At 58.8% G+C, this 15,296-nt stretch carries 14 protein-coding genes; 8 read left to right on the top strand and 6 right to left on the bottom strand.

The window, feature by feature from the left end:
• The 7 genes from U5782_RS30945 to U5782_RS30915 all read left to right on the top strand — a co-directional run.
• The coding region (locus U5782_RS30945) for an AHH domain-containing protein (protein ID WP_322047675.1) at window positions 1-397 on the top strand (397 nt) is incomplete at its 5' end.
• Window positions 398-404: 7 nt separating this feature from the next.
• Window positions 405-1,040 carry a hypothetical protein gene (locus U5782_RS30940; RefSeq protein ID WP_322047674.1) on the top strand — a complete coding sequence of 212 codons (636 nt, stop codon included), beginning with the start codon at window positions 405-407 and terminating at the stop codon, window positions 1,038-1,040.
• Between the two features lie 666 nt (window positions 1,041-1,706).
• The gene (locus tag U5782_RS30935; protein WP_322047673.1) at window positions 1,707-2,030 is read left to right on the top strand and encodes a hypothetical protein; all 324 of its coding nucleotides are present in this window, start codon (window positions 1,707-1,709) and stop codon (window positions 2,028-2,030) included.
• Window positions 1,936-3,042, top strand: coding sequence for an ankyrin repeat domain-containing protein (locus tag U5782_RS30930; RefSeq protein ID WP_322047672.1), 1,107 nt, complete (start codon window positions 1,936-1,938; stop codon window positions 3,040-3,042). The genes U5782_RS30935 and U5782_RS30930 overlap by 95 nt, the downstream gene beginning before the upstream one ends.
• 436 nt (window positions 3,043-3,478) lie before the next feature.
• Window positions 3,479-3,916: an Imm26 family immunity protein gene (locus tag U5782_RS30925; protein ID WP_322047671.1), complete on the top strand. Its 438-nt coding sequence runs from the start codon at window positions 3,479-3,481 to the stop codon at window positions 3,914-3,916.
• A gap of 344 nt (window positions 3,917-4,260) precedes the next feature.
• Window positions 4,261-4,689 (top strand): NTF2 fold immunity protein, encoded by a 429-nt coding sequence (locus tag U5782_RS30920; protein WP_322047670.1) that lies wholly within the window; start codon window positions 4,261-4,263, stop codon window positions 4,687-4,689.
• 27 nt (window positions 4,690-4,716) lie between these two features.
• Complete coding sequence (locus tag U5782_RS30915) at window positions 4,717-5,193, top strand: SMI1/KNR4 family protein (protein ID WP_322047669.1); 477 nt, start codon at window positions 4,717-4,719, stop codon at window positions 5,191-5,193.
• A gap of 98 nt (window positions 5,194-5,291) precedes the next feature.
• Here U5782_RS30915 and U5782_RS30910 read toward each other — a convergent pair whose 3' ends face one another.
• A complete protein-coding gene (locus tag U5782_RS30910) occupies window positions 5,292-6,455 on the bottom strand; it encodes an alpha-hydroxy-acid oxidizing protein (protein ID WP_322047668.1) in 1,164 nt (387 codons plus the stop codon).
• A 147-nt stretch (window positions 6,456-6,602) separates the two neighbouring features.
• On the opposite strand from U5782_RS30910, the gene U5782_RS30905 reads away from it, so the two are divergent.
• Window positions 6,603-7,301, top strand: a complete 699-nt coding sequence (locus U5782_RS30905; RefSeq protein WP_415914436.1) for a Crp/Fnr family transcriptional regulator — start codon at window positions 6,603-6,605, stop codon at window positions 7,299-7,301.
• On the opposite strand, the gene U5782_RS30900 is transcribed toward U5782_RS30905, so the two are convergent.
• From U5782_RS30900 to U5782_RS30880, 5 genes are read right to left on the bottom strand one after another with little or no spacing between them, the layout of a single operon-like run.
• A complete protein-coding gene (locus U5782_RS30900; RefSeq protein ID WP_322047666.1) occupies window positions 7,286-8,962 on the bottom strand; it encodes a cyclic peptide export ABC transporter in 1,677 nt (558 codons plus the stop codon). The two genes, U5782_RS30905 and U5782_RS30900, sit on opposite strands and share 16 nt — an antisense overlap.
• A gap of 52 nt (window positions 8,963-9,014) precedes the next feature.
• A complete protein-coding gene (gene fhuB / locus U5782_RS30895; protein ID WP_322047665.1) occupies window positions 9,015-11,057 on the bottom strand; it encodes a Fe(3+)-hydroxamate ABC transporter permease FhuB in 2,043 nt (680 codons plus the stop codon).
• Window positions 11,054-11,980, bottom strand: a complete 927-nt coding sequence (locus U5782_RS30890; RefSeq protein WP_322047664.1) for an ABC transporter substrate-binding protein — start codon at window positions 11,978-11,980, stop codon at window positions 11,054-11,056. Before U5782_RS30890 ends, fhuB begins: the two co-directional genes overlap by 4 nt.
• On the bottom strand, window positions 11,980-12,780 hold the full coding sequence (locus U5782_RS30885) for an ABC transporter ATP-binding protein (RefSeq protein ID WP_322047663.1): 801 nt from the start codon (window positions 12,778-12,780) through the stop codon (window positions 11,980-11,982). The genes U5782_RS30890 and U5782_RS30885 overlap by 1 nt, the downstream gene beginning before the upstream one ends.
• A gap of 52 nt (window positions 12,781-12,832) precedes the next feature.
• On the bottom strand, window positions 12,833-15,043 hold the full coding sequence (locus U5782_RS30880; protein ID WP_322047662.1) for a TonB-dependent siderophore receptor: 2,211 nt from the start codon (window positions 15,041-15,043) through the stop codon (window positions 12,833-12,835).
• Between the last annotated feature and the right edge of the window lie 253 nt (window positions 15,044-15,296).

Here is a 15,296-nt window from a genome sequence, read left to right as displayed (position 1 = left end):
GTTGACGTGGATTGATCCGTGGGGATTGTCTTGTTCCAGCGATGCCAAAGAACTTGCAGGGAACTTGGGTAGAAGGCCAAGCCAGGACTATCGGGCACATCACATTGTGATGTCCAATTCGACGGATCCTAGGATGGTGACGTTACGTACCAAGATGAAAACTTTAGGTATTCCGATTAATTCTTCTGAAAACGGAGCATGGATGCCGAAGGATGCAAGCTCACGGCTTCCGGGAGACTTGTCTACAGCACATACTGGCGAAGGCGTTCATGGTGATGCCTACAAGCAATATGTGTTTGATAATTTAAATAGTGCAAATACAGAAGCTGACTTTAACGCAGGCCTGTCGAAGATTCAGGGCGATCTGGCAGGTGGAAAAAAATTTCCAACTAAATAGGTAATCAATGTCAAAAGATGCTTTGCTTGAATTGTTTCATGACAGGAGCGGGACATACTCGACCTTCCTTCGAACGGCACTTGAGAGTTCCGTATCCGAGAAATGGGGGGAGGGAGTGGGGGCGCCTTTTTCTCTTGAGCCTTATCGTATGGAGATTTTGGGAATCAAGCCTGGGAGGATGTTGAAAAAGCTATCCGAGCCAGGAAAAAGAAGGTATCACTATTTCTACAATTCAGATGGGAAAGTGATATACGCTCGCGCTTATAGCGAAATCGGTGGGCCGCCCGAAGATCGTGCATGGATGCACGCCGATGATTTTTATGAATATGATGCCGACTCCGCGTTTCGTTATGTCTTTGGTAATGCATTCCGGGAAAATCCCGATTCAAAATTGACTCGTATCGTTAAAGTAGTTTACGAAAATGGATTACCAGTTAGGGAATTTCAGCTGGAAAGCAGGAATTTTGAATATACAGAAACAAATCATAGTTACGATGGAAGTGGAAATTTAATCGAAATTAAAATCAAATGGCCAGATGGTCCTTATCCGGATCGCATGCTAAAAATTTACCATGAGATTGATGGTTTGAAAGTATTTGAGATCCGGGATCAACGAGAAATCCCTGTTTATCCGGAATCATAGAGCAGATTCCGAGGTGGTTTCAGGGGAAGCCTCGGGATCGTGGGCCGGTGTTGATAAGGTGTCCGCTTGAATCACTGGTATCGATTTTGCTCTAATGATGCGCCAGAAGGGTCGATTGCCTCCCCGTCCGCATTCCTTCCGTGCTGGAAAGCGGGGCGTTCAGCGTGGATCCGATTACAGGGAGATTTAATTGAAAAAAGAAGAGCTCTACATCGTAACGCCGGAGGTCAATAATTGGGTCGGGAAGGCTGAATTCTCGCCTCATATTGAATTTTCTTGGGATGATGTATCTGTTGCAGGAAAGGTTGAGACTAAATTTTAGATGATTGTTGATGTAAGGAAGATGGCCGAAATTGGCCTCGATTATTTCAATAAAACGGCCCGATTATTGGCGAGAGTTTTTCGGAAATTTGTAGAAGTATTGGGGTTGACTGCCAATTCGTCTCTCTTGATGTTTTTTGAATGGCGTTAAATCTGAAATTGGATATTATTTATTTTATTTAAAATAAATGTATTTCAATTGTGGATATGGCGAAATCGAAGTTCGTTCGAATGATGACTCGAGATGGTCTTTCACATGAAGTTCATGTGAACTTTCCGGATATCCCGGGATTTGATTCTCTTTAATACATATCTATCAGTTCGATCGAGAAGCCTCTATTTTTCATGGCGCCAGAAATCGGGTATCAGCGGGTATGTACAAAAGAGTTTAAGGAGGCTGTGGAAAATGGCGGTATGAAAGGTGTTGCATTCAGGAAAATCGATGAAAACTTAAAGTACCAGTCTAAAGTCTTCAATACGCTAAGTGCAGCTGATGCGTCAGGTGGAACGGCAGCCGTTGAAAATGCGCTGAAAAATATGGGTGAATTGATGAAGCAAGGGAACTTCAAAACTCATGGAATCGAATATTTCATATTACTCGGATACCGGAAGTGTCAACGATCTGATGGCGTTTGTTGTCAAAAATCCAGAGTCGTTGCTTGTCCCTGAGTACGGCATGGAGGGTGGTCGGACGCTATTGCACATAGCAGCATCGCACGGAAGTATTGAGGTCTGCGAAGAATTAATCCGGCTCGGAATTTCGATCAATGCATCTGCCCGGACATCGGGCGGCAAGCTGCCATTAGGTGAGGCCGCCGCTCGAGGCCACCTCGGTCTGGTTCGCTGGCTGATTGAGCATGGGTCGTTGGTCGACGGTCTGCCAGAGGCCGTCACAACGCCGTTGATGGACAGTTCCATCAATGGACATCAGGAAGTTGTTGCGTTTTTGATTGATTGCAATGCTGATGTAAATAGATTGCATTTAAGATATAACCAAACTTCACTTGATCTCGCGCTCATCTACAAACAGAGTGATGTTGCAAATATTTTGAAAAATGCCGGTGGCTGGCGAGCGATTGAACCCATCGATTATTCTGTAGAAGGTGGTGGGATACTTGAGCATGTTGAAGCGCATGTAGGTGATATTCTTTCTTCACGGAAAAAAATGGAGTTTGGTGGTTGCGAGGTGGAGTATTTAAATGCACTTATCAGAGAGGAGAAAGACAGCAAGATTTTTTTCTCGTTTGGTGCGCACCAAATCACCCCTCACATTGAACTTGCATTCTGCTTGCAGTTGGACTGGCCTGTGAATGAGGCGGCTCTAGAGAGTCAAGAAATTATTTCTTTTCCAATTCGTGTTTTAAAGGAATTGACTAAATTTATATTGGATGGTTCCTTGATTGCGGAGGGGGATGTTTTTGACAGTGACACATTGTCAATAGATAGAAAATTTTGGCCGGACGGAGTTGATGCGGTAATTGCAATCGACTATCAATTTTCCCATGTTGAACGCGATGAGCGAGTCGCCGGCGACGTGACGATATTGGTGCTTGTTCCGATCAAGTACACAAAATCTGGACGACCGACTGGTGAAAAATTGGCCGATTTGATTTCTAAATATCGCCTGGCTTCTTGGAAGAAAATCTCCCTGCGGCTTCCGGTCGAAAAGAAGAAACGATGACGTGACGTCAGCGAAAATTAGCTATTCAAGTGCGGCGATCATTCGGGTGCGAATGCCGAGCTCAATCGTTTGAAAGTGTTCGATTGAACGGCAGTTATGCGAGCAGAGATCCTCTGTGGAGCGGCGTGCGACTGGTGCAGGAGATGCTCGCGACCGGCGCGGCGAACAGGCGCTGACGTATCGGTACAAGGCGGATAGCTATGTGCCGCTGGCGCGTGTCGATCATGGTGCGGCGGCGGCGAATGACGAGTCGGTGCGCGATGCGGTTTATTATTAATAGTGGTGATCAATCCCCCCTGACGAATCTTCTCAATCAGATTCGTTCATATAGCCCGAACAATCCGAATGCAAGTAGCTACGATGTTGCTAGGCATAGTAGCGGGTGGGGGCAGCAAATATTGAACGACACACTCTCCGTCTTGAAAGGCTACGGGCTATGAATGTTTCTTACAAAGAAGGCGATGTTTTTCTCATTCCATTGAATGACGGGCGATATGCAGCATGTCAGGTAATTTTTTCTTCGCAGGGTAAATTTAAGAAGATATTTTCATTTTACGTCGCTTCAATTCAGGAAACGAGGGATTTTGATGTTGGTAGTGTTGAAAAATTTGATCCGGTAGTGTTGAAGAAATTCGGAAAAAATGTCAGGATTATTTTTTCCGGAAATCAAATGATTTTAAATGGTGATTGGCCAATTATTGGGTCTATTGATCTGTCTGGTGAAAAAAATGAAATGAAAATATTTAATTATGCCGGAGGGTTGTTTAATGGGGATGATGAGATTGGTCGCATTCTTGTTTCTGATTATTCGAAATATACAACCATGGAGGTGTGTGGTTTTGATCTCATCCAAAAAATACTCATGGAAAAGTAATCCGTTCGTTTTCCAGGTGGCAGCGATCGGTGTTGTAGGAGGTGGGACGATGGATTTGCATGACTGAAGCGTCGCGCGAGAAAAAAAGGGCCGCATTCGCGGCCCTTTGCTCATCTACATAGAGATGATCGGCGTGTCTTGCCGGCTCCTTCAACGCGCTGTGAGATGGTAGTGGTGCTGCTCTGAGTCTTTCGACCACGCATTTCTAGTACGACGCGTTTGGGCGGTATATCCGGAAGCTGAACGGCAGTTACGCGAGCACACGTCCAACACAAATTCTCTATGATTTCATGCAGGGTGGTAACAAGGTAATGAGCGGCAAATTTAACAACTGAGAATATAGAATGGAACATGATGAATTGATACAGGCGAGAGAGGCATTGAAAGCGTTTATGCTGGAAATGAATCACTGGGAAATCAGGTTCTATCAGGTAAAAAAACACGTCATAGAGGCGGGCCAGAGCGCGGAAATCGTGGATGATGAGGCTCGGAAAGCGTTAGTCGAGATTCTCGATAAATGGGCTTTCGCCGACAAAGCAAATCATGGGCGTTTAATCGGTCTTGGTTGTACCGAACCGCCGACTTACGATCCCGATAGCGATGTCGAAGAGCGCGCAGAGGTGTCAGGCGATACCGTTGTTTTTGTTTTCCGACAGACCGGGGGGCTTCAGAGTTTATTTCAATTTACATTGAGGCGGCGAGGTGTGGAGTGGAGAATAAAGAAAAAAGAATTGCTAAACTATAAGGATAAGTGGCAGCGCTCGGTGCTGTAGAAGGGCCGCGCCAACGGAATGGGACCCATGCAGAACGAATTTGTGAATTGTGGCCCGGCGATTGATCGGGCCGATATAGAGAAGATTGAGCGCGACTTTGGTTTTCAGTTACCAGAGCCAATGAAGGCTCACTATCTGAAGTGGAACGGTGGAATGCCAACGCTCGACTGGTTTCCAATGGAAGATGATTGGGAGCCGATATGGGTTCACGAATTCCTTCCTGTGGGCACGCAGGAGAACGACAAACCAACGATTCAGAGTGTGTACGCTCAAGTCGCCGGCAAGGCGGGCTACCCACATACTTTCGTGCCATTTGCGGTTGATCCGGGCGGCAATCTTTTCTGTATCGATACGGCCACAGGCGTGGTCCATTACTGGTTAGCTGACGTCTTTGATACAACGCGTACAGATTCGGAGAATCGTCAGAAAGCAGACCGGGCGCTGACGCGTTCGTTTGATCGCTTCGTTTCCGCTCTCGTCTCCGAAGACGATGCGTTCAGCTAACGTCGTATTGGAATGCAGGAGCCCGAATCAACGTAAAAGCGAACAAAAGGCCACCCAGGCGGCCCTTTGTTCAGTGCTGATCGCCGCCTCGCGAACGTTCACCTCACCCTGCGCACCTCCGCCTTCCGCAAAGCTGCCACATCCGCAAACCCATCCACGGCCATCAACAAATCCGCCTCGGCCAGCATCGAACGAACCACGTGCACGATGCCCGCGCTACCGCCCAGCGCGAGGCCATAAGCATAGGGCCGTCCCACGCCCACCATGCTCGCGCCCATCGCAAGCGCCTTGACCACATCCGTTCCCGTGCGAATACCCGAATCGAACCACACCGGCGTCTTGCCGCTCGCAGCCACCACCTCGGGCAGCATGTCGATCGCCGCGATGCCCCCGTTGGCCTGACGCCCGCCATGATTCGAGCAGAACACCGCATCCGCGCCCAGATCGACCGCGCGGCGTGCGTCGTCGGGATGCTGGATACCCTTGACGATCAGCGGCAGCTTGGTGAGCGAGCGCAGCCACGCCAGATCGTCCCATGTCACCGCCTGCCCGAACACCGACGCCCACAGCCGCACGGCAGCAGCCGGATCGGCCTCGGGCGGCGCGGCGAGTTTGGCGCGGAAATGCGGATCGGAAAAGTAATTGGCGAGCGCCACGCCGCGCAACTGCGGAAAGTTGCCCTCGTTGAGATCGCGCGGACGCCAGCCGGGAATCCACGTATCCACCGTCACGACGATGCCCTTATAACCGGCCGCCTCGGCGCGGCGCACGAAGCTTTCGGCCAGTTCGCGATCCTTCGGCGTATAGAGCTGGAAAAACGCGTCGCCATCGCCCAGCGCTTGCGCGACGGTTTCGAGCGGGTCGTTCATGAGCGTGGAGGCGATCATCGGCACGCCTGCCGTCGCCGCGGCTTTGGCCGTGGCGATATCGCCGTGGCCGTCCTGCGAGCAGATGCCGATCACGCCGATCGGGGAGAGCATCAGCGGCGAGGCGTAGCGCTTGCCGAACATCTCCACGGACAGATCGCGCTCGCGTGTATCGACCATCCGGCGCGGCACGATACCCCATTGCGAGAACGCTTCGACATTGCGTCGCTGGGTGGTTTCGTCGCCGCATCCGCCTTGCACATAAGACAGCACGGAAGGCGGCATGGCCGCGCTTGCGCGTGCTTCGAGCCCCGCGAAATCGACGGGTAAATCCGGTTTGCGGCCGTGCAGGCCATTGAAGTAGATTTCGAACTGGTAGTCGCCGAACTGATTCATGCATCACCTGGTCACGTTGGGAGGGCTATCGCTGGATATGACGTTCATGCAGACGTTGATGCACACGTCAATGCGCGAACCCATGATAGGGGCAAGCGCCCGCCCGATTTGTCGGAAAGCCGACAAGTGACGTCACTCACACAAGCCATGCCGCATCGCTATCGCAGACAACTCGAATCCACGCCGTGGTTTGGCGGTTTACCCTTGCCATTGCAGGACGATCTGATGGCGTGCACCGTGGTGCAGCGACTCGACAAGGGCGAGGCGCTTTATCGGTGCGGTGACCGTTCGTGTTCGCTCTATGCGCTGCTCGAAGGCGCGCTCGAAGTCGGCATGGTCGATGTGGATGGCAGGGAAACGCTGCTAGCGGTACTGGGGCCGACGGCGTGGGTCGGCGAGGTCTCGCTGTTCGACCAGTTGCCGCGCGCGCAAAACGTGGTAGCGGCAAGCGCGGCACTGCTGCTGCAATTTCCAGAGGCCGCGCTAAGGGGTTTGCTAAGCGACACGCCGCAATACTGGCACGACTTCGCTTTGTTGATGGCGCAACGTTTGCGTGTCGCCTATCGCAGCACGGAGGCGCTGAGCGCGCCCTCGGCGGCGCAGCGCCTGGCGAGCCGACTGCTGATGATCGCCGAGGGCAATGGCGGTCTGAACGAGCGTCAGGGCACGATCCTGATCTCGCAGAACAACCTGGCGTCGATGGTGTCGCTATCGCGCCAGACCACCAATCAACTGCTGAAGGAACTCGAGCGTCAGGAGATCGTGCGTCTGCAATTCGGCAAGGTGACGATCCTCGATATCGCGAGGCTCCGGGCCGTCGCACAGGGCGATCAGAACACCGCGTAATCTGCGGCCAGTTGGCCTTCTTCGATCCGCACGATGCGATCGGCCGCATCGAAATAGCGGTCGTCGTGAGACACGACGATCAGCGTTTTGCCCTGTCGTTTGAGGTCCGGCAGCATCTCCTGGTAGAAGATGCGCCGGAAGGTGGGGTCCTGATCCGCGGCCCATTCGTCCAGCACGATCACGGGCCGCGCTTCGAGCCAGGCGTGCACGAGCGCGAGGCGCTTGCGTTGTCCGGTGGAAAGATCCGTCGTCGTGAACGCGCCGTCGCGCACCGAGACTTTGTGTGCAATCTGAAGGCGCTCCAGATACGCGCGGGCCTGATCGCTGGGCACGGTTGCGCCGGGCATTAGCGTATCGAAGAGGAAGTAGTCGGAAAACACGGCGGAAAAAAGCTGGCGGTACGCATCGAGCTTCGCATCGCCAACGGGTACGCCGTCAACACGCAGGTTGCCTGAATCAGGCCGATACAGCCCGAGAAGAAGCTTGACGAGCGTGCTCTTGCCACTGCCGTTCTCGCCGACGATAAAGAGCGTTTCGCCGCGCTTGATGCTCAGGCTGAGCGGGCCGAGTTCGAAGCCGCTGTTTTTAGCCGTGCTTGCATCTGTGTTCGCATCGCGTTCGTCGAGCGGTGCGTCGAAGCGATAGTGAACCTGGTCGAGTTCGATGGTGCCGAAATCCTCGAAAGGCGTGGCGTGCTGCATGCTTCGAGCCGCTTCCACGAGCGATGGCTCCGGCGTCGAAAAGCGTGCCGAAAGCGCGGCGATACGTTGCAACGCAATTTGCGCGCGACCGATCGAAGGCAATGCGTTGACCAGTTCCTGAATCGGGCCTTTCATATAGAGCAGCACGAGCACGAAGCCGGTGACGACCGAGCGATCCGCGCCCACCGCATGCGTCTGGACCGCGAGCATCGTACCGACCACCAGGAAATACAGCAGCGAGCCGAAGGCATTCGCGCTGACGAACACATTGGCCGCGCGCACGCGCAGGCGCGTGATGGTGTCGATGGTGCCGCTCAATTCGCGTCGATATAGATCGTCGCGCCTTGCGGCGTTCAGGCGCAATTCCTTGGAGCCGTCGGTGATGGCGCGATAGTGCTTCTGCAAGCGGTCCTCGGCTTCGCGTGCCGCACCGAAGCGGCTCAGACCCACGCGCCGCGCGAGCGCCTGGATGGCCGTACCCAGCACGATGGCCGCGAGTGCAATCAGGAGCAGCCGGGGCGAAAGCACGTAGAGATAGCCGAGGCAGCCGAGTATCGTGGCACAGGCAATGGCGAGGCTCGAGAACAGAAACGAAAAGGCGCTCAGCGTATCGATGTCCTGATTCAACGTCGCAATCAGCCGGTGCGAGCGAAACTGTTCGATCTGCCCGATGGGCGCAGCAATGATCTTCTCGCACAGTTCGCGGCGCAGCGTCGCGATCACACGTTGGCCCACGATGTTATTGCCGATATCGGAGATCACTTCGCCCGCGAGTGCAATCGCGCACAGCGCGGCGAAGGCCAAGAGGAGCGTGGGCAGCGTATCGGCGCCATCGCGCAAGGCGCGGTTGGTCAGCGCGAGCAGGGCGGCGGTGGCGATGCCGCTCGCGGCGCCCATCGTCGTCGCCAGGGCGCTGAGGGGCCAAAGACGCCTGAGCAGTCTGAGCAGTTCCGCGAGCATGAATTTTCCTGGTAGTTCGAATGAATTATGGGGAGAGCGTTGTGCGCTAGTCTCAGCGGCGGCGTGCGAGCAGCCACATCAGCCAGGGCGCGGCGATCAGCGTCGCGACGAGTCCGGCGGGCAATTCGCGGGGCATCAGCGCGGCGCGGCCCAGCCAGTCGGCGACGACCATCGTGAGCGCACCCAGCGGTGCGGCGGTTGCGATCTGCTGCATGGGCGTGCGCGCGCCCAGCAGCCGCGCGAAATGCGGGGCCGTCAGGCCGACAAAGCTCAAAGGGCCAACCAGCAGCGTCGCCGCTGCCGTGAGGGCGGCGATCAGCATGAGCAGTGCGCCGCGTGCGCGGCCCGTCGCCACGCCTAGCGCTCGCGCGGACGCCTCGCCAAGCGGCAGGATTTGCAACCAGCGCGCGCACAACGGCGTGAGTGCACCAAGCAGGAGACACGCGGCCAGCGCGAGCGCGGCGTCGGTGGGTGTCACCGTGTACGTGGAGCCCGCGAGCCATTGCAGCAGGGCCGCCGCGCGTTCGTTGCCGCTCGCGATCGCCACGGCCAGCACCGACTGGAACAGCGCGCCAATCGCGATGCCCGCAAGCAGCACACGATCCGGCGCGAAGCGCGAGCGGCGTGCGAAGGCGAGGATCGCGAGGAGCGCCGCAAGCGCGCCCGCACTGCTCGCGGCGAAGCGCGCGCCCTGGCCGGCGTCGCCGTGCAGCATGACGAGTGCGATCAGGCCGAGCGCCGCGCCGCCGCTCACGCCCAGCACTTCGGGGCTGGCGAGCGGATTGCCGGTCAGGCGTTGCATCAGCACGCCGGCCAGCGCGAGCATCGCGCCCGCAGCCAGCGCGGCCAGCGTGCGTGGTACGCGCCAGGCTGCGATGTGGGAGAACTGCGTCCACGTAGCGAAGTACCAGCCGTGCGGGCCGCGTCCAAAATCGAGCGCAACGGCGAGCGCTGCGATCGTTAACAGCGCAAGCAACGCGTAGCGCCGTTGCAGGGTCGCGGTGGGCACGAGATGTAGCGGGGCGCTTTCGGCAGCGGGAGCGGGCAGGTGTGTGGCGCGATGCAGGCGCGCGAGCAATACGAGCATCAGCGGCGTACCGAATAGCGCCGTCGCTGCGCCGGTCGGCAACAGGTCGCCCATGAGGCCCGAGAATCGCTGCACGGTCTGATCCGTAACCCACAGCAGCAGCGCGCCGCACAGGGGCGCGGCGACGAGCCGTTGCCCGAGCCGCCGCGCACCGGTGAGGCGCGCGAGCGCGGGCGCGGCCAGGCCGACGAAGCCGATCACGCCCACCGCGCCCGCCACCGCAGCGCTCAACACCACCGCGAGCGCGAGCGCAGCGAGCCGCGCGGTCCGCAGCGAGAGGCCGAGGCTGCGGGCGTTGCTATCGTCGAGGCTGAAGAGCGTCATGGGGCGCAGCAGCAGCCACGCCAGCGCGCCGCCGATGGCCAGGCGCGGCGCAAGCATCGTCACGTTGCTCCAGTCCTGCTGCACGAGCGAGCCGCCGCCCCAGATGAAGAGCGCGCGCAGATAGGGCGCATAGAACAGTTGCAAGGCCACGCCAATCGAGCCGCAGTAGAGCGTGACGACCAGCCCGGCGACGGCGACCGTTGCGGGCGCAAGCGTGCTGCGCCACGCGAGGCCGAATACCGCGGCCGCGGCCAGCGCCGCGCCGAGCAGCGCGATCCATTGCGGCGCGAACGCGCTTGCGCCGAGCAGGGCAGGCGCGGTTAGCGTGGCGATCGTGAGAGCGAGTTGCGCACCGGCGCTGACGCCGAGTGTCATCGGCTCCGCGAGGGGATTGCGCAGCACCTGCTGGAAGATCGTGCCTGCAAGGCCGAGCAATGCGCCGCACAACAGGCTCACGACGAGACGTGGCAGCCACGTATCGCGCAGAATGATCGCTTGTAGATCGAGCGGACCTTGGAGCGACAACGCGCTGCGCCAGTGCGAAATCGGCACGATGGCGCTCGCGTTGGTTGCGCTCAGAGCGAGCGCGGCGAGCAACATGGCAGCGAGTGCGAGCCCTGCAAACACGGCCTGGAATGAAGCGCGCGCGAAAAGCGGCTGGGAAAACGTGCGGGCCAGATTCATGAGCGTGCACTCGCGCCGGATTGCGACTGGCGCGATAAAGAATAAGGAATGCTGACGGTCAGCGCCGTCGTGAGCACATCGGCAAAGCGCGCGGCCGAGGGCAACATGCCGAAGCCCCAGAATGGCGGTAGCGCTGCGATGCGTTGTGCAGCAACGGCGGGCAGTGCGCGCCAGAGCCGGTTGTCGGCGAGCGCGCGCGCGACGCCCGGCGGCAGGGGATCGAAGTACAGCAACTGCGCGTCGGGCGCGGCGAGCGCTTCCAGGCCTGCCACACCGATACCCCAGTAATCGGTCTCGCCGCGCCATGCGTTGCGTACGTCGAGCGCATCCATGACGTCCTGAAACAGGCTGCGCGCGCCATACACGCCTACATGCCGCGCATCGAAGAAGCGCATCACGTAGAGCGCACGTGCGATGGCGTCGCTGTGTGCCGCGAGCCGCTGGCGATTGCGCGCGAGCGTGCGGGCCGTTGCATCGATCAGCGTGTCGCCTGCCTGCTCGCGGCCGCATAGCTGCGCCACGGCGCGCGTAATGTCCACGGAGTGCTGATACGGTGCGCCCGCATCGGTATACACCGCAAACGCGCGCACGGGCGCGATGCGCTCCAGCATGGCGCGCTGCGATTCCTGACTCGAATTGATGAGGATGAAATCGGGCGCGAGCGCCTGAATGAGTTCGAGGCTTGGCGCGAGCCGCAAGCCGACGTCGGCGACTTCGCGCGGTGCCAGTGGCTGCACGACGCTCGCGTTGTAATCGGCCACTTCAGCCGCGCCCACGGGCAGGACGCCTAGCGTGAGCAGCGTTTCGACGAGGCCCCAGTCGAGCACCACGAGACGCGGCGCATTGGGTTGCGCGTGCGCCTGCGAGACCGCCAATGCCAGCGACGCACATGCCGCGCCGCGTAGAAAGTCCCGGCGCCGCATCAGTGCGCCACACCGAGCCAGCCGCCGCGCGGATGCGCGACGACGTCCATCGGAATGCCATAGATCGCTTCGAGCCGGTCGGCGCGCATGATCGTCTCCGGCGTGCCGCGTGCGAGCAGGCGGCCGCTATGCAGGGCGATCAGTTCGTCGCAGAAGCGCGCGGCGAGGTTGATGTCGTGCAGCACGATCACGACGCTTAAGCCCCGCGTATCGGTGAGTTCGCGCAACAGGCGCAGCACGTCGATCTGATGCGCGATATCGAGCGCGGAAGTCGGCTCGTCGAGCAGCAGGCAGTCCGCGCCCTGGGCGACCAGCATCGCCAGCCAGACACGCTGGCGCTCGCCGCCCGACAGACGGTCGGCGAGTTGGGTGGCGAAGCGCGCCGTATCGGTGAGTTCGAGCGCTTCGTCGATCTTCTCGCGATCCGTCGCGCTCAAGCGGCCTAGCGCGCCGTGCCACGGATAGCGCCCGAGCGCCACCAGTTCGCGCACCGTCATGTCGGTGGCGGCGGGCGGATGCTGCGGCAGATAGGCGATGCGACGCGCGAATTCGCGGGCGGACCACGCCGCGAGATCGCGCTCATAAAGTCGTACGCTGCCGCGCGTGGGCGTCTGCTGGCGCGCGAGCAGCTTGATAAGCGTGCTCTTGCCCGAACCGTTGTGGCCGATCAGCGCGCTCATGCGCCTGGCTTGCAGCGTGAGCGTCAGCGGTTCGAGCAAGGTGCGGCCGCTTTCGGCATTGAAGCCGACGTTATCGAGCGTGTAGATCGGCTCACGGGACGGTTCGGGTAGAGCATTCAAAGCTTCAGGTTTCCTTTGCGTTTAGCGTTTAGCGTTGTGACGACACCCACGCTTACCAGCGATAACGCGCGGTCGCGAGGACCTCGGCGCCATCGCCGTACGTGCAGGTCACGGCGCTGAAGCACGAAGCGATATAGGTGCGGTTGAACAGGTTCTTCGCGTTCAGCGAGAACAGCCAGTGCAGGCCGGTGTCGTAGTGCACGGCGGCATCGACGAGCGTGACCGAGGGCACGCGGATCGAATTCGTCTCGTCATAGCTCGAACCGATGTAGCGGATGCCGCCACCGAAGCCCAGACCGCGCAGCGGTCCGCCATGCAGCGTGTAATCGAGCCAAGCCGAGGCGACGTTGCGCGGGATGCCCCACGCGGTCTTGCCTTGCAGCGAGGTCGTCTCGCCCGTGATCGTCGTGGCCGTGTCGTTCGACTCGGTGGTGACGTCGTTCAGGTAGGTGTACGAAACAGACAGATTCAGATCGTTCGTGAGGCTCGCGTGACCTTCGAGTTCGACGCCGCGTGCCCGCACTTCGCCCGCCTGGGTGGAGTAGCCGCTGTGGTCGAGGTCCGAGGTCAGGACGTTGTGCTCGGTGAGGTTGAAGAGCGAGGCCGTCACGAAGCTGTTGTAGCCCGGCGGCTGATACTTCACGCCCACTTCGTACTGCTGCGCCGTGGTCGGCTTGGCCATGCCCCCGCCATAGAGCGTGCCCACCACTGGGTCGAACGACTTGGAGAAGCTCGCGTAAGGCGCGAAGCCGTTGTCGAACAGATAGACGAGGCCGGTGCGCCACGTAAACGCCCGCGCCGATTGCGCTTCGTAGCTGGCGGTAACGGGGTTGTTGTCGTCGGCGTCGACCCAGTCTTCGCGTGCGCCGATCAGGAAGCGCCATTTGCCCCAGGCCATCTGGTCTTGCGCGTAGACGCCCAACTGCTTCTGGCGGATCTGGTCGAACGACGTTTCGGCGGGCATCGTGTTGTTGTCGTAGACCGGCGCGAACACGTCGAGCGACGGCGCGGAGAAGCCCGAGCCCACGTCCTCGCCGTAGATCACGCGCTGGAAGTCGAAGCCGAACAGGACCGTGTGCGCGATCGGGCCGGTGTTGACCTTCGCCTGCGCCTGGTTGTCGATCGTGAAGAACTTCGCGGTTTCGCGATTCCAGAACGTGTAGCGGTTGAGCGTGGTGTTGGAGCCCGATGCGTATGCGTACGGGAAGACGTTGGCGAAATCGTCCTTCACGTAGGTGTAGCGCGTGTTCTGGCGCACCGTCCAGGTTTCGTCGAAGCGATGTTCGAACTGATAGCCCACCGTGAACTGGGTGCGCGAGTGGTGATCGAATTCCGGATCGCCCATGTTCGTGTGCGAGGAAATCTGACCGGCTGGATTGTTCAGGATCGTGCCGACGGCGGGCACGAAGTTGTAGTAGCCCACATCCGGGTCGCGCTGGTACTTGGCCATGACCGTGAGCGTAGTGTTCTGGTCGGGCTTCCATGTAACGGCGGGGGCGACGTAGATGCGCTTTTCGCGCGTGCCTTCCACTTGCGTGCCGGAGTCGAGCCCCGTTGCCGTGAAGCGGTAGGCCAGCTTGCCGTCGGCCGTGATCGCGCCGCCCAGATCGACGCCCGCCTGCATGCGGTCGTGGCTGCCGGTCGTGAGGAAGACTTCGTGGATCGGCTCGGTGGTGGGTTGCTTGCTGACGAGGTTGGCCACGCCGCCCGGGCTCGCCTGGCCGTAAAGCACGGACGCCGGGCCGTGGACCACGTCGATGCGCTCGAGACCGTAGGGGTCGAAGCTCGGGATCGCGTAGCCGAAGCTCACGTCGCCCGGCATGCGCGCGCCGTCGAGATACTGCTCGAGATAAAAGCCACGGCTGAACAGATAGGGCGCGCCCTGAGCCGAAGCGCCGCGGATTTCGGGCAGCACGCTCGCGGTGTAGCGCAGCGCTTCGGCCACGGTCTGCGCGCCCTGGTCGGTCATCTGCTTGCTCGTGACCACGGACACCGATTGCGGCGTCTCGATCAAGGGCGTGTCCGTTTTGGTGGCGGAGACCGCGCTGATCGGCACGTAGCCGTCAGCGGCGCCAGTCGCACTCGTGTCGCGCTTGCCGCTCACCTTGACCGTCGGCAGCTGGTTCGCCGCGTCGGACGTCGCGCCAGCCGTGCCGGTCGCGTTCGTGGTGGAAGTCTGCGCGTGCGCCGCCAACGCTCCACTTAGCAGGCAAAACAGCAGCGTGTTGCTGAGCGCGGTCGATCCGCGCACCCCGGTTCTCATGTGATGTTCCCTTTTCGTAGATGAATGATAATGCGAATGATTCGTCTTAATGAATAAACCGCTACGTGGGCCTGCTCTTGTTGGCGGCGAGACGTGTTCAAACCGTGTGGGGGGAACGGCAGCGGATGGACCGCGGGTTGGCCTCAATTGACCAATCAGGCGGCAAACCGTGACTTTAATCTGATACGCTGTCTCTAGTCAGGACAACTTTTTCGCCAAACTGGACAGAGTTGTCCTGCTTGATGGTCTAAGC

The organism is Paraburkholderia sp. J67, from assembly GCF_905220265.1.
In the GTDB taxonomy this organism is placed as follows: domain Bacteria; phylum Pseudomonadota; class Gammaproteobacteria; order Burkholderiales; family Burkholderiaceae; genus Paraburkholderia.
The sequence above is the reverse complement of the archived record's forward strand: the minus strand, read 5'-3'. Positions and strand labels throughout refer to the sequence as shown.

Bases quoted from the DNA above. Each gene is read 5' to 3' on its own strand.
- U5782_RS30940 (WP_322047674.1), top strand. From the start codon at position 405: ATGTCAAAAGATGCTTTGCTTGAATTGTTTCATGACAGGAGCGGGACA.
- U5782_RS30935 (WP_322047673.1), top strand. From the start codon at position 1,707: ATGGCGCCAGAAATCGGGTATCAGCGGGTATGTACAAAAGAGTTTAAG.
- U5782_RS30930 (WP_322047672.1), top strand. From the start codon at position 1,936: ATGGAATCGAATATTTCATATTACTCGGATACCGGAAGTGTCAACGAT.
- U5782_RS30925 (WP_322047671.1), top strand. From the start codon at position 3,479: ATGAATGTTTCTTACAAAGAAGGCGATGTTTTTCTCATTCCATTGAAT.
- U5782_RS30920 (WP_322047670.1), top strand. From the start codon at position 4,261: ATGGAACATGATGAATTGATACAGGCGAGAGAGGCATTGAAAGCGTTT.
- U5782_RS30915 (WP_322047669.1), top strand. From the start codon at position 4,717: ATGCAGAACGAATTTGTGAATTGTGGCCCGGCGATTGATCGGGCCGAT.
- U5782_RS30910 (WP_322047668.1), bottom strand. From the start codon at position 6,455: ATGAATCAGTTCGGCGACTACCAGTTCGAAATCTACTTCAATGGCCTG.
- U5782_RS30905 (WP_415914436.1), top strand. From the start codon at position 6,603: ATGCCGCATCGCTATCGCAGACAACTCGAATCCACGCCGTGGTTTGGC.
- U5782_RS30900 (WP_322047666.1), bottom strand. From the start codon at position 8,962: ATGCTCGCGGAACTGCTCAGACTGCTCAGGCGTCTTTGGCCCCTCAGC.
- fhuB (WP_322047665.1), bottom strand. From the start codon at position 11,057: ATGAATCTGGCCCGCACGTTTTCCCAGCCGCTTTTCGCGCGCGCTTCA.
- U5782_RS30890 (WP_322047664.1), bottom strand. From the start codon at position 11,980: ATGCGGCGCCGGGACTTTCTACGCGGCGCGGCATGTGCGTCGCTGGCA.
- U5782_RS30880 (WP_322047662.1), bottom strand. From the start codon at position 15,043: ATGAGAACCGGGGTGCGCGGATCGACCGCGCTCAGCAACACGCTGCTG.